The sequence below is a fragment of the Arthrobacter sp. AFG7.2 genome (assembly GCF_002892835.1).
Lineage (GTDB): Bacteria > Actinomycetota > Actinomycetes > Actinomycetales > Micrococcaceae > Arthrobacter.
Genome location: NZ_PJMB01000001.1, coordinates 358,317 through 370,796 on the forward strand (window position 1 = coordinate 358,317; position 12,480 = coordinate 370,796).

Annotated in this window: 14 protein-coding genes and 1 pseudogene; 8 read left to right on the forward strand and 7 right to left on the reverse strand. The window is 63.7% G+C overall.

Annotated elements, in window-relative coordinates; translation table 11 throughout:
• Positions 1-30: 30 nt before the first annotated feature.
• The gene (locus tag CXX84_RS01635; RefSeq protein WP_102974981.1) at positions 31-813 is read right to left on the reverse strand and encodes a TIGR00730 family Rossman fold protein; all 783 of its coding nucleotides are present in this window, start codon (positions 811-813) and stop codon (positions 31-33) included.
• 104 nt (positions 814-917) lie between these two features.
• Here CXX84_RS01635 and CXX84_RS01640 point away from each other — a divergent pair, with 104 nt between their 5' ends.
• From CXX84_RS01640 to CXX84_RS01655, 4 genes are all read left to right on the forward strand, one after another.
• Positions 918-1,673 (forward strand): amino acid ABC transporter ATP-binding protein, encoded by a 756-nt coding sequence (locus CXX84_RS01640; protein WP_102974982.1) that lies wholly within the window; start codon positions 918-920, stop codon positions 1,671-1,673.
• A gap of 85 nt (positions 1,674-1,758) precedes the next feature.
• Positions 1,759-2,646: a glutamate ABC transporter substrate-binding protein gene (locus CXX84_RS01645; protein WP_102974983.1), complete on the forward strand. Its 888-nt coding sequence runs from the start codon at positions 1,759-1,761 to the stop codon at positions 2,644-2,646.
• 85 nt (positions 2,647-2,731) lie between these two features.
• Positions 2,732-3,382: an amino acid ABC transporter permease gene (locus CXX84_RS01650; RefSeq protein ID WP_102974984.1), complete on the forward strand. Its 651-nt coding sequence runs from the start codon at positions 2,732-2,734 to the stop codon at positions 3,380-3,382.
• Complete coding sequence (locus tag CXX84_RS01655; protein WP_102974985.1) at positions 3,379-4,218, forward strand: amino acid ABC transporter permease; 840 nt, start codon at positions 3,379-3,381, stop codon at positions 4,216-4,218. Before CXX84_RS01650 ends, CXX84_RS01655 begins: the two co-directional genes overlap by 4 nt.
• Positions 4,219-4,307: 89 nt before the next feature.
• On the opposite strand, the gene dapE is transcribed toward CXX84_RS01655, so the two are convergent.
• On the reverse strand, positions 4,308-5,444 hold the full coding sequence (gene dapE / locus CXX84_RS01660) for a succinyl-diaminopimelate desuccinylase (RefSeq protein WP_102974986.1): 1,137 nt from the start codon (positions 5,442-5,444) through the stop codon (positions 4,308-4,310).
• 50 nt (positions 5,445-5,494) lie between these two features.
• Here dapE and dapD point away from each other — a divergent pair, with 50 nt between their 5' ends.
• Together dapD and CXX84_RS01670 are read left to right on the forward strand one after the other, a co-directional pair.
• On the forward strand, positions 5,495-6,517 hold the full coding sequence (gene dapD / locus CXX84_RS01665; RefSeq protein WP_102974987.1) for a 2,3,4,5-tetrahydropyridine-2,6-dicarboxylate N-succinyltransferase: 1,023 nt from the start codon (positions 5,495-5,497) through the stop codon (positions 6,515-6,517).
• 8 nt (positions 6,518-6,525) lie between these two features.
• On the forward strand, positions 6,526-7,383 hold the full coding sequence (locus tag CXX84_RS01670) for a hypothetical protein (protein ID WP_102974988.1): 858 nt from the start codon (positions 6,526-6,528) through the stop codon (positions 7,381-7,383).
• A 20-nt stretch (positions 7,384-7,403) separates the two neighbouring features.
• On the opposite strand, the gene CXX84_RS01675 is transcribed toward CXX84_RS01670, so the two are convergent.
• Entirely contained in the window at positions 7,404-8,015 is a 612-nt protein-coding gene (locus tag CXX84_RS01675; RefSeq protein WP_102974989.1) for a hypothetical protein, read from the reverse strand.
• Between the two features lie 99 nt (positions 8,016-8,114).
• Complete coding sequence (locus CXX84_RS01680) at positions 8,115-8,717, reverse strand: TetR/AcrR family transcriptional regulator (protein WP_102974990.1); 603 nt, start codon at positions 8,715-8,717, stop codon at positions 8,115-8,117.
• A 32-nt stretch (positions 8,718-8,749) separates the two neighbouring features.
• On the opposite strand from CXX84_RS01680, the pseudogene CXX84_RS19210 reads away from it, so the two are divergent.
• Positions 8,750-8,925, forward strand: a pseudogene (locus CXX84_RS19210) (UDP-glucose 4-epimerase); the annotation flags it as partial.
• A 177-nt stretch (positions 8,926-9,102) separates the two neighbouring features.
• On the opposite strand, the gene CXX84_RS01685 reads toward CXX84_RS19210, so the two are convergent.
• From CXX84_RS01685 to fdxA, 3 genes are all read right to left on the reverse strand, one after another.
• Positions 9,103-10,389, reverse strand: coding sequence for a citrate synthase (locus tag CXX84_RS01685; RefSeq protein WP_102974991.1), 1,287 nt, complete (start codon positions 10,387-10,389; stop codon positions 9,103-9,105).
• 227 nt (positions 10,390-10,616) lie between these two features.
• On the reverse strand, positions 10,617-11,765 hold the full coding sequence (dapC, locus tag CXX84_RS01690) for a succinyldiaminopimelate transaminase (protein WP_102974992.1): 1,149 nt from the start codon (positions 11,763-11,765) through the stop codon (positions 10,617-10,619).
• A 14-nt stretch (positions 11,766-11,779) separates the two neighbouring features.
• Positions 11,780-12,106 (reverse strand): ferredoxin, encoded by a 327-nt coding sequence (fdxA, locus tag CXX84_RS01695; protein WP_026265673.1) that lies wholly within the window; start codon positions 12,104-12,106, stop codon positions 11,780-11,782.
• Positions 12,107-12,243: 137 nt separating this feature from the next.
• On the opposite strand from fdxA, the gene CXX84_RS01700 reads away from it, so the two are divergent.
• The gene (locus CXX84_RS01700) at positions 12,244-12,480 is read left to right on the forward strand and encodes a hypothetical protein (RefSeq protein WP_223252918.1); all 237 of its coding nucleotides are present in this window, start codon (positions 12,244-12,246) and stop codon (positions 12,478-12,480) included.

Consider the following 12,480-nt stretch of genomic DNA (forward strand, 5'->3'; position numbering starts at 1 on the left):
GCACCAGTACCGACGCCCGCACGGTATCGGCTACTCCGGCCGCTGTTCTCCCTTGAAGGATGGCGTTACGGCCGCGTGGAGCACCCGGTCAACAGCTTCGGCGGGATCATCGACCACCTGGATCAGGTCCAGGTCCTTCTCCGAGACCATGCCTTCGGCCACCAGGGTCCCCCTGATCCATTCGATCATGGGGCCCCAAAAATCGACTCCAAGGAGGACGATGGGAAACGACGTCACCTTCCGCGTCTGCACGAGCACCATTGCCTCGAACAGCTCATCGAGTGTGCCAAGGCCGCCGGGCAGGACAATGAACCCCTGGGCGTATTTGACGAACATGGTCTTGCGGGCGAAAAAGTAGCGGAAGTTGATGCCCAGGTCCACCCACTGGTTCAGGCCCTGCTCGAACGGCAGTTCGATGCCCAGGCCCACCGACACCCCATTGCCTTCAACGGTGCCGCGGTTGGCGGCTTCCATGGAACCGGGACCGCCGCCGGTGATCACGGCAACGCCGGCCTCCGCCAGTTTCCGCCCCACTTCAACCCCCATCTCGTAGTAGGGGCTGCCGGGTTTGGTACGCGCTGAACCAAAGACACTCACGGCCTTACCGATGTCCGCCAGGGCACCGAACCCTTCCACGAACTCGCTCTGGATGCGCAACACCCGCCACGGATCGGTGTGGACGAACTGCCCCGGACCCTTGGTGTCGAGCAGATGCTGGTCGGACATCTCCACGGCCGCCTGTTTGCGGCGCAGCTCGAGGGGCCCCTTACGGCGCGGCTGGGAGTTTCTGGCCGGATCTGCGTTGATGCTCATTCACCTAGGCTAACCTCCCGCAGGAGGTATCTCTTGAATCACGATCGGCAGGAAGTTGGGGTGATTCGCATCATAAAGAGCTGTTGTTCGCTAGATTCTTACTTATGACTACTCATGTGCCCGGAGATTCCCTGGTCTCCCTGAACGGCGTCAATAAGCACTACGGCCAGCTGCATGTATTGAAGGACATCAACCTGCATGTCCGCAAAGGCGAGGTTGTTGTGGTCATCGGTCCTTCCGGGTCCGGTAAGTCCACCCTCTGCCGTGCCATCAACCGCCTGGAGACCATCGAGGAGGGGACCATCAGCATCGACGGGAAGGTGCTCCCCGAAGAAGGCAAGGAACTCGCACAGCTCCGCGCCGACGTCGGAATGGTCTTCCAGTCCTTCAACCTCTTCGCGCACAAGACCATCCTGGAAAATGTGACTCTTGGCCCCATCAAGGTCAAGGGTGTTTCCAAGGCCACCGCGGACAAAGACGCCATGGCCCTGCTTGAGCGGGTTGGCGTGGGCCACCAGGCTCCAAAGCTGCCGGCGCAGCTGTCGGGCGGACAGCAGCAGCGCGTGGCCATTGCACGGGCCCTGGCAATGAAGCCGAAGGTCATGTTGTTCGATGAACCCACGTCCGCGCTGGACCCCGAAATGATCAATGAGGTCCTGGACGTCATGATCCAGCTGGCCAAGGAGGGCATGACCATGATCGTGGTCACGCACGAGATGGGCTTCGCCCGCAAGGCAGCGGACCGTGTCGTCTTCATGGATGGCGGCCAGATCGTTGAAGACGCCACCCCGGAGGAGTTCTTCACCAATCCGAAGAGCGACCGGGCCAAGGACTTCCTCTCCAAGCTCCTCACCCACTGATTTACCCCCACCCGATCCACCCCCGGAACGATCACACCCAGTTCGCATCCCGGCCGTGACCCACGGCCACAATGAAAGGAATGTCATGAAGGCATTTATGACCCGGCGGAAGTCGTTTGTCGTGGCGGCCACCGCTGCCCTCGCCCTGTCCCTGAGCGCCTGCGGCGGAGGCGGAACCGATGCGGGAGGCGACCCCTCGGTCGCCGCGGAGCCTACCTTTGCTGCTGGCACCACCATGGAAAAGCTTGCTTCAGCCGGAACCATCAAAATCGGCACCAAGTACGACCAGCCGCTCTTCGGCCAGGTGGGCCTTGACGGCAAGCCCGTCGGATTCGATGTGGAAATCGGCAAGCTGATTGCAGCCAAGCTGGGCATCGCGGCTGACAAGATCGAATGGTCCGAGACCGTTTCGGCCAACCGCGAGCCGTTCATTGAACAGGGCAAAGTTGACCTTGTCATCGCGACGTACACCATCAACGACAAGCGCAAGCAGGTAGTCAGCTTCGCCGGGCCGTACTACGAGGCCGGCCAGGCCCTGATGGTCAACAAGGACAACGACACCATCAAGACCCCCGAGGACGTCAAGGGCAAGAAGGTCTGTTCCGTCACCGGTTCAACCCCCGCCGCAACGATTGTGGACAAGTATGGCGCAGAGCTCGTCCCCGCGGCCACCTACTCCGCCTGCCTCGAGCCGTTGCGCAACAAGCAGGTTGAAGCGGTCACCACGGACAACGTGATCCTCGCCGGATTCGTGGACAAGGAACCCGACGCCTTCAAGCTCGCCTCTGACGAGACGTTCACCAAAGAGCCCTACGGCATCGGCCTGAAGAAGGATGACACCGAGTTCCGCAACTGGATCAACGACCAGCTGGAGTCCTTCGAAGAGGACGGGTCCTACAAGGAGGCGTGGGAAGCAACTGCCGGCTCGGTCATCAAGACCGCCCCTGAGCTGCCCGAGCTTGACCGTTACTAAGCAGCCCCAGTAGTTGCCGGGGCTGCTCTGCGGCCCCGGCAACCGCCGTCTTCGCTCCCGTCCACGCCCACAGCCAAAGGATCCAATGGACGTCATTCTTGAAAACCTTCCCCTGTACTGGAACGGTTTTCTCCGCACACTTTTCCTCTCCGCCGTTTCCGGAGTCATCGCACTCGTCCTCGGCACCCTCCTGGCGGCTGCCAGGGTTTCCCCGGTGGCCGCGCTCCGCGGGTTCAGCACGGTCTATGTCGAAGTTCTCCGAAATACTCCCCTGACCATTGCGTTCTTTTTCGCGGCCATCGTCCTTCCCCGGCTTGGAGTGAAGTTCGAGCAGTTCGAAATTGCAGCCATCATTGCCCTCAGCACCTACACCGCAGCCTTCATCGCCGAAGCTGTCCGCTCAGGTGTCAACAGCGTCCCGGTGGGCCAGGCTGAAGCCGCGCGCAGCATCGGCATGAACTTCGGGCAGGTCCTGAACCTCATCATCCTGCCCCAGGCCCTGCGGACGGTGGTCCCTCCACTGATCAACATCCTGATCGCGCTGGTGAAGAACTCGTCTGTGGCCGGTGCCTTCTTTGTCCTGGAACTGTTCGGCTACGGCCGGCAGCTCGCCAACGCCAACGGTGACGCCGTCATCCCCGTCCTGCTGGGTGTTGCGTTCTTTTATCTGCTCCTCACCGTTCCGCTGGGCATCCTCGCCAGCACGGTGGAACGAAAGGTGGCGATTGCCCGATGAGCTCAGTTCTTTACGACGTTCCAGGCCCCAAAGCCCGCCGCATCTCCCTGATCGGTTCCATCGTCGGTTCCCTGCTGATTCTGGGCCTGCTGGCCTGGATCATCATGACCTTCGCGCAGCAGGGCATCTTTGAAGGACGCCGCTGGCAGATCTTCACCAGGGCTGATGTGTGGACGCTCTTGGGCAACGGCCTGGGCGCCACCCTCAGTGCTGCCGCCCTGGCGGCGGTCATCGCCTTCCCGCTGGGACTGCTGCTTTGCCTGCTGCGCATTTCGGATGTCGCCTTCATCCGGATTCCTGTCCGGGTGGTGCTGGAGTTCCTGCGCGGCATGCCTGTGGTCCTGATGATGCTGTTTGTCCTCCTCGGCTTCGGCACCTCGCCGTTCATTGCCGTTGTCACCGGCCTGGTGCTGTACAACTCAGCAGTGTTTGCGGAAATTATTCGTGCGGGCATCCAGTCATTGCCCAGGGGGCAGCGTGAAGCCGGGCTGGCCATCGGCCTGACCAGCTTCAAGTCCCGCATGCTGATTGAACTGCCGCAGGCTATCCGGCGCATGATGCCGTCGCTCGTGGCGCAGATGGTGGTCCTCCTCAAGGACACCTCGCTGGGCTACATCGTGGCGTACGGTGAGCTCCTGCGCGCCGTCCAGGTGATGGCCGACTTCCTGGGTACGCAGTTCCTGTTCCCCATCTTCTTTGTTGCCGCTGCCATCTACATCGCCATCAATATCCTCGTTTCAAGGATTGCCGTCTGGATCGAGCGCCGCGGATCCAAGAAGGCCGCCGGTGGCGTGGCCAAGGCCGAACCGGAAAAGGCCAACGCCCCGGTCCCCTGACCGTTTCGCAAAAGCCCTTCTGTCTAAGAGCGATGGCCCGGACCTTACGGTCCGGGCCATCGTCCGTTAAGTCCAGGCGGGTCCTGGCGTCAGCCAGCTAGCCAGTCCTGCAGCGAAGCCAGGCACTTCCGGATGGCGTCGGCGTCGACGTGCTCGTTGTCCTTGTGGGCCAACAGAGGGTCACCGGGCCCGAAGTTCACGGCCGGGATACCCAATTCACTGAAACGGGCGACGTCGGTCCAGCCGTATTTCGGTTTGGGTTCAGCGCCCACGGCAGCAACAAAGGAGGCAGCCGCGGGGTGCTGGAGCCCCGGGCGTGCACCGGCGGCAGCATCGGTGCGGACGACGTCGAACCCTTCCAGGAGTTCACGAACCACCGCTTCTGCGTGGTCTGGCGTTTTGTCCGGCGCAAAGCGGTAGTTGATTTCCACCACGCACCGGTCCGGAATGACGTTGCCGGCGGTCCCTCCATTGATCTTCACGGCGTTAAGGCTTTCCCGGTATTCGAGCCCGTCCACGTTGACGGTAAGGGGTTCGTAGGCTGCCAGCCTGGCCAGGATGGGAGCCGCCGCATGGATGGCGTTGCTTCCCATCCAGGCGCGGGCGGAGTGGGCTGCCTCGCCCACCGTGGTGACCTCGAACCGGCTGGTGCCGTTGCAGCCGCCCTCTACCGTGCCGTCGGTCGGTTCCAGCAGGATGGCGAAGTCGCCGTCAAGCAGGTTGCCGTGGTTGCGCACCAGGCGGCCCAGGCCGCTCTTCACGGCCTCGACTTCCTCGTGATCGTAGAAAACAAAGGTGACGTCCCGCTTGGGCGCCGCCCCGCCGTCGAACAGTGTGGCAGCCAGCGCCAGCTGCACCGCGACGCCGCCCTTCATATCGGTGGCACCGCGGCCGTACAGCACGCCCTCCCCGGGCACCCCGGACTCCCAGCTGGATGGGACCGTACCACTGGACCCCTCGGTCAGGGGCAGCGGAACGGTGTCGAGGTGGCCTGCCAGGATGACGCGTTCCGCGTTGCCCAACTCAGTGCGGGCAATGATCGAGTCGCCGTCGCGGACGACGTGCAGGTCCGGTAGGGCCAGCAGCGCCGCTTCGACGGCGTCCGCAAGTTCCGTTTCGTGTCCGGACACGCTGTTGATGTCCATGATGGCAGCTGTCAGGAGCGCGACGTCCTGGCGGAGGTCCAGCATCAGGGTTGATTGTTCAGGGGTGGTTTCGGCAGTCACGAAGCCAGTCTAGTTCGGAGCCTGTCCCCGCCCGTCGATAGACTGGGGCCATGACTGAGACTGCTTCTTCCGCCGTGCCCGAAACCTCTAATGCAACCACTGACCGGCGCTCTGCCTACGGCTTTGGTGTCGCCACCATTGCCACCGGTGACGCCACCGTCCTGGATGCCTGGTTTCCTGCGCCGGCCCTCGGTGTTGCCGCCGAGGACCTGCGTTCCGTTGACAACGCGGACGACACCCTGACGAGCATCGCCGAGAACGGTGCCGACGAGGACCGCGGCACCGAGCAAAAAGTTGTTTTTGTCCAGATCAACCTCGATGAAGCCCCGGCCGATACCGTCGACGCCTACCTGCGGCTGCACCTCCTCTCGCACCGCCTGGTCCAGCCCAACACCATCAATCTGGACGGCATCTTCGCCAAGCTGCCCAATGTTGTCTGGACCAACTTCGGCCCCGCGGCAGTGGAGGGCTTTGAGCTCACCCGCGCGCGGCTGAGGCGCCGCGGCGCCGTCACCGTCTATGGCATCGACAAGTTCCCGCGCATGGTGGACTATGTCGTGCCCTCCGGAGTAAGGATTGCCGACGCCGACCGCGTTCGCCTGGGCGCGCACCTCGCCGAAGGAACCACTGTGATGCATGAGGGGTTCGTCAACTTCAACGCCGGAACGCTGGGCACCTCCATGGTGGAAGGCCGCATCTCCGCCGGCGTGGTGACGGGCAACGGCAGTGACGTGGGCGGCGGCGCGTCCATCATGGGCACGCTTTCGGGCGGCGGCAAGGAAAAGATCACCATCGGCGAACGGGTGCTGCTGGGCGCAAACTCGGGTGTGGGTATCAGCATCGGTGATGACTCCGTGGTGGAAGCGGGCCTGTACGTGACGGCCGGGACCCGGGTGCGCGTGCCGGGGCCCAAGGACGAAGTGGGCGAGGACACTACCAAGATCGTCAAGGCCGCTGAACTCTCCGGCGTGCCCAACCTGCTGTTCCGCCGCAACTCCACCACGGGCGCCGTGGAGGTACTCCCCCGCGCCGGGCAGACCGTCGAATTGAACGACGCGCTGCACGCCAACTGATCCTCCAGATGGGACGAAGACGCGGACTGCGCCGCCTCGCAGTTCTGCTGCTTACCCTGGCACTGGTGGCTGGCGGCATTTACTCGGCCGTGTTTTTCCTGCAGCGTTCTGAAACCCTCGTTTCGGAACGCTGCAGGGCCGATATTGGCGAACGTACTTCCGAATTGGCCCCGGACCAGGCTGTCTATGCCTCCCTGATCACGGCCGTGGCCGTGCAGCGCGGGCTGCCGCCGCGGGCTGCGAGCATCGCTCTTGCCACCGCAATGCAGGAGTCCAAGCTGCGGAATATTGACCACGGGGACCAGGCCGGACCGGATTCCCGCGGCTTGTTCCAACAGCGTCCTTCACAGGGATGGGGAACCCAGGCACAGGTCATGGATCCTTACTACGCCGCAAACGCCTTTTACGACGCCCTGGTCAAGGTTCCGAACTACGAATCCCTCGAAATCACGGACGCAGCCCAGCGTGTCCAGCGCTCTGCCTATCCCACCGCCTATGCTCAGCACGAGCAGATGGGCCGGACCTTTGCCTCCGGCCTGACAGGCCAGACGCCTGGAGCAGTCCAGTGCACGCTGCGTTCAACGGAAGCCGGCGGGGACATCGCCGCGCTGTCGGCCGAACTTGGCCAGGCTTACGGTCCGCTGGGAACAGCGGTTGACGGTGCAACACTGGTGGTGGACGCCGCCGGCAGCCAGGCATGGTCAGTGGCACAGTGGGCAGTTGCCAACGCCAAAGGGTTCGAGGTTACGCGGGTGGAGGTAGCCGGACAGAGCTGGACCCGGGCTGCCCGGGACGGGTGGCAGGAAACGGCGGGCCCGGACGGACAGGTGCGGATTACCGTAGCCGCGGACGGCGACGGCAGCTGAGGTCCGGCCACCGGGTTTCCCTAAACGAGGATCTCCACCACCGGCTGCACATAGCTGCGGAAAAGCTCAGGTTCAGCCATCAGCTGGTTGCTCATGATGATCTTGTCCGGTTCCAGGTACCAGGCCCGCTGCTCGTTCAGGGGCAGCTCGATGATGGTCAGCTTAAAGTCGCGGGAGTCCCGTCCCACTTCCATCAGCCTGTCATCCACCATGTCCTCAAGCAGCTGGTCCGTTCCGCTCGCGGCACGTTCCGCCTCAAGTTCGGCATATTCGCTCCTGCGCTCCCGGGCGTATGTGAGCGCAGCCCCGAAGTGGGCCTGGAGCACACGCTGAAGGGCCGGCGAGTTGCCAAACGCCTCGAAGTCTGGCGGAGCCAGCTCCGGGGAGGTCTGGGGATGGGCTTTGAGGAGCTGTTCCCACCACGCCTCCCACTCAGTCTTCAGCGCACTCAAGCCGCCTACGTCGGCGGTCAGGTGTGAATGGTCAACCCTGCGGACCTTAGGCGCTGCATGGGACAGCGCGGGGTGGCCTGCACCGTCGAGCCCTGCAGTATCCCGGACGAACAGGGCTATCATCAGGGGCCCTGATGTGTCCGCCGTGATTTGCCACCTGGTACCGCTTGTTTGATACATCCGACGTCCTTCCGTGGCGTGCCCTTGCAGGGACGGGTGATCGCGTAGCGCCCCCGGTTATCAGTCTATGCCCCTCGCTGCCCACGTTAGCGGCACAGATCACATCCCGTCGAGGTGCCGTTCAAGGACGTCCACGCACATCTCCCGGGTCATCCAGCCAGGCTGCAGCAGCGCATGCATGCACAACCCGTCCAGCGTAGCCAGGAGCCGCTCCGCTTCCACCACGAGGCTTTCCCGGGGCTCCCCCTCGGGCCTCAGCGCGGTGACAACCCGCCCTACGATAACGGCAACCTCCCGGTGGCTCCGGTCTGCTTCAGCAACAAGGAACGGCCGGACCCGTGCAGCGCTCTTGAACGCCATCCACGCACAGAGCTCCACCGCCCGCGGTGCGTCAAGGGGCAGGAGACCGCACAACAGGGCTAAAACGGCGGCCCGGTGATCCGCGGTTCCGGGAGCAGCAGCCTGCACGTCCGGCAGCGACGCTTCAAGGCGGCCTACGATGCGGTCCACGACGGAAGCAAAGGAGAATGCCAGCAGTTCCTCGCTGCCCGCAAAGTAGTGCCGTACAGATCCAACGGCCAGCCCTGCCTCGTCCGCCGTCTCCCGAAGGGAGGCACGCTCCAGCCCGTCTGCTGCGATGATGCGGAGTACGGCTTCAACAACGTCCTGGCGCCGGGCTTCGGCATCAACGATTTTGGGCACCCCTTCTATTTAGCACGGATGTGTTGCAGCGGCCGTACGGCATGCCGGGCCGCCGTGCCGGTGACCTCCCCGCCTTCCGGGCCGACACCACCTCTGCCTTGGCGGACCTCAGCTGGTCCACACCAAGACCGTCGACCAGATGTGCGAGGACCACTGGCGCTGGCAGACAAACAACCCCCAGGGTACGCCTCCTGAACCTGGTGATTAACGACGTCAGCCGCCCACCTTTGAAAGGTGGGCGGCCGACGTCGTAAATGCCCGGCTGAACCTGTGGCCACAGCGGCGAGGGACCCGGACCGAGCTTGCGAGGTTCGGGAGCCGGTGGGTGGGCCCACGCCGGCGAGGGACCCGGACCGAGCTTGCGAGGTTCGGGAGCCGGTGGGGACTAGCGGACCGGGTAGTCCCGCTCGGGCTCGCCGATGTAGAGCTGGCGCGGGCGGCCGATTTTGGTGTTCGGGTCGCTGATCATTTCGCGCCACTGGGCGATCCAGCCGGGGAGGCGCCCGATCGCGAAGAGCACGGTGAACATCTTCTCCGGGAAGCCCATGGCCTTGTAGATCAGGCCGGTGTAGAAGTCCACGTTCGGGTAAAGCTTGCGCTGGATGAAGTAGTCATCGTTCAGCGCCTTCTCTTCCAGGCGCAGGGCGATGTCCAGCAACTCGTCGTGGCCGCCGAGCTTGCTGAGGATCTCGTGGGCGGTGGCCTTGACGATCTTGGCGCGAGGATCGTAGTTCTTGTAGACGCGGTGCCCGAAGCCCATGAGGCGGACGCCGTCTTCCTTGTTCTTGACCTTTTCCATGTAGTCCTCGGGCTTGGTGCCGTCGGCCTGGATCTGGCGGAGCATCTTGAGTACGGCCTCGTTGGCGCCGCCGTGGGCAGGGCCGAAGAGTGCGTTGATGCCTGCCGAGACGGACGCGAACAGGTTGGCGTTGGACGAGCCCACCAGGCGCACGGTGGAGGTGGAGCAGTTCTGCTCGTGGTCCGCGTGCAGGATGAGCAGCAGGTCCAGGGCCTTGGCGACAACCGGGTCCACCTCGTACTGCTCCGCCGGAAGGCCGAAGCTGAGGCGGAGGAAGTTCTCCACCAGGTTGTGCGAGTTGTCCGGGTACAGCATGGGCTGGCCGATGGACTTCTTGTGCGCGTAGGCCGCGATGACCGGAAGCTTGGCCATCAGGCGGATAGTGGAAACTTCCACCTGCTCGGCGTTGAAGGGATCCAGCGAGTCCTGGTAGAACGTGGACAGCGCGGAAACGGCCGAGGACAGGACGGGCATCGGGTGCGCGTCACGCGGGAAGCCGCCGAAGAAGCCCTTGAGCTCTTCGTGCAGCAGCGTGTGCCGGCGGATCTTCTGGTCGAATTCGTCCAGTTCGGTGGGCGTGGGCAGGTTGCCGTAGATCAGCAGGTAGGACACCTCAAGGAAGCTGGAGTGCTGTGCCAGCTGCTCGATGGGGTATCCGCGGTAACGCAGGATGCCGGCATCGCCGTCGATGTAGGTGATAGCCGAAGTTGTGGCTGCTGTGTTCATGAAGCCGGGGTCGAAGGTGACTGCGCCCGTCTGCTTCAGCAGTTTGGAAACGTCGTAGCCCTCGTTTCCTTCAACAACCTGGATGCGCGGCAGCTTGAGCTCGCCTCCTGAGTGGTGCAGGGTCGCAGCATTGTTGGTCTCAGTCATGGAGTCCCCTTCATGAGGCGTCTGGGCCTCTGTCGAAAGCTTGATCCAACATCAGGTGAGCCGCGCACGAAGCCTGAGAAGACAGGTTCCAACACCCGGGCTGCCTTCTTGTAGAAAGCCACCATTGATAGTCACTTAAAAAGTACCGCTCCTTGGCGGGTGCCACTAATCCGGGACGGCTTGCAGGGCCCCAAAACCCCGCGGTTGTGGCGCGAGTCACAGGATTGTTACGGCGCTGTAGCCAGGCGGGCTGCTGCTGCGTCGATGCGCTCGTCCGAACCGGTCAGGGCCACGCGTATGTACCCGTTGCCGGCGTCGCCGTAAAAAACGCCGGGACCCACGACGATGCCGCGATCCGCCATCCGGGCAACGGTGTCCCAGGTGCTCTCGCCTGCTGTGGACCACAGGTACAGGCCGGCGTCGGAATCCTTGATGTCGAGGCCGAAGTCCAGGAGGGCCGGAACCAGCCGCTCGCGGCGTCCCCGGTACAAGTCCTTTTGGGCCCTTACGTGAGTGTCGTCGCCCAGCGCCACCCGCATTGCCTCCTGCACCGGATAGGGCACGATCATGCCCGCGTGCTTGCGGCTGTTCACCAGATTGGGCATCAGGTCAGGATCACCGGCAACGAATGCTGCCCGGTAGCCTGCCACGTTGGACTGTTTGCTCAGCGAGTAGACGGCCAGGAGCCCCTGGTGGGACCCGCCGGCAACCCGGGGATCCAGGATGCTCGGGACTGCCTGGCCGCCGCGCTGGACATCCCAGGAACCCCAGCCCAGCTCCGCGTAACATTCATCAGAAGCCACGACAGCGTCCAGTTCCCTCGCCTGCTCAACCAACGCTCTCAGCGAGTCAACACTGCGGACGCTGCCCGTGGGGTTTCCCGGCGAGTTAACCCAGATGAGGCGGACACGTGCCCTGGTGGCGTCGTCGAGCTCATCCAGGTTGTCAGTTGCGACGGAGGTGACCCCTGCAAAGGTGGCGCCGATGTCATAGGTGGGGTAGGCGACCTTGGGGCGCACAACGACGTCGCCGGGCTTCAGCCCCAAAAGGAGCGGCAGCCACGCCACCAGTTCCTTCGAGCCAACGGTGGGCATGATGTTGCGGGGATCAAGTCCCGCCACCCCGCGCCGTCGCTCGAACCACCCGGCAATAGCTTCCCGCAGGGCGGGCGTGCCATGGACGGTCGGGTATCCCGGGGCATCAGCGGCGGCCTTCAGCGCATCCTGGATCAGGGCGGGCGTGGGGTCCACGGGGGTACCGATGGAAAGATTGACAACACCATCGGGATGCTGCGAGGCCTTTGCAACGTACGGTGCCATGGCCTCCCACGGGTAGTCGGGCAGGTCCAGGCCGAACGTCTTCGCTGCTGCGGTCACGGCGTCTTCCCGCGTCAGTGGTCTTGGTTCTGCGGCGGCAGCGCGGCGATCATCGGGTGGTCCTTGCCCGTGTTGCCGACCTTCGCGGCACCCCCGGGGGAACCCAGGTCGTCGAAGAACTCCACATTGGCCTTGTAATAGTCAGCCCACTCCTCCGGGGTGTCATCCTCGTAGTAAATGGCTTCAACAGGGCATACGGGTTCACAGGCTCCGCAGTCCACGCATTCGTCCGGATGGATGTACAGCGAACGCTCACCCTCGTAGATGCAGTCGACGGGGCATTCCTCGATACACGCCTTGTCCTTGACATCTACACACGGCTGCGCGATTACGTACGTCACGTCCCTGGCCTCTCCACGTTGGTTCCGGCAACCCGCCGGTACTTGCATCCGGCAGCTGCGGCCGGACTCTCGACATCTGAGCCTATTATCTCCCAGCCCGTTCCCGCGAACCTAGCCGGTCACCCTAGTATGAACTGGTGAGTCAGCCTCCTACGCCTGCCGGATTCCTTTCCGCCGCCGAACCCGGAACCCGGGTGGTGGTCCGGTACAGGCTCGAACACGGCTTCACTGACGCTTTGGGGCACCTGGTGATGTGCGACGGCGGTGCGTGCACCGTCCGGACGCGGCAGGCCGACGTCGTTATCCGGCTTGCCGATGTGGTGGCCGCCAAGGAAGTCCCGCCGGCACCCCAGCGGCGCCGCCCTGCGCAGTAG

Excerpts from the sequence above, each read along its gene's own strand:
- CXX84_RS01675 (WP_102974989.1), bottom strand. The coding sequence starts at position 8,015 with ATGTATCAAACAAGCGGTACCAGGTGGCAAATCACGGCGGACACATCA.
- dapD (WP_102974987.1), top strand. The coding sequence starts at position 5,495 with ATGACTGAGACTGCTTCTTCCGCCGTGCCCGAAACCTCTAATGCAACC.
- CXX84_RS01655 (WP_102974985.1), top strand. The coding sequence starts at position 3,379 with ATGAGCTCAGTTCTTTACGACGTTCCAGGCCCCAAAGCCCGCCGCATC.
- CXX84_RS01635 (WP_102974981.1), bottom strand. The coding sequence starts at position 813 with ATGAGCATCAACGCAGATCCGGCCAGAAACTCCCAGCCGCGCCGTAAG.
- CXX84_RS01670 (WP_102974988.1), top strand. The coding sequence starts at position 6,526 with ATGGGACGAAGACGCGGACTGCGCCGCCTCGCAGTTCTGCTGCTTACC.
- CXX84_RS01640 (WP_102974982.1), top strand. The coding sequence starts at position 918 with ATGACTACTCATGTGCCCGGAGATTCCCTGGTCTCCCTGAACGGCGTC.
- CXX84_RS01645 (WP_102974983.1), top strand. The coding sequence starts at position 1,759 with ATGAAGGCATTTATGACCCGGCGGAAGTCGTTTGTCGTGGCGGCCACC.
- CXX84_RS01685 (WP_102974991.1), bottom strand. The coding sequence starts at position 10,389 with ATGACTGAGACCAACAATGCTGCGACCCTGCACCACTCAGGAGGCGAG.
- CXX84_RS01650 (WP_102974984.1), top strand. The coding sequence starts at position 2,732 with ATGGACGTCATTCTTGAAAACCTTCCCCTGTACTGGAACGGTTTTCTC.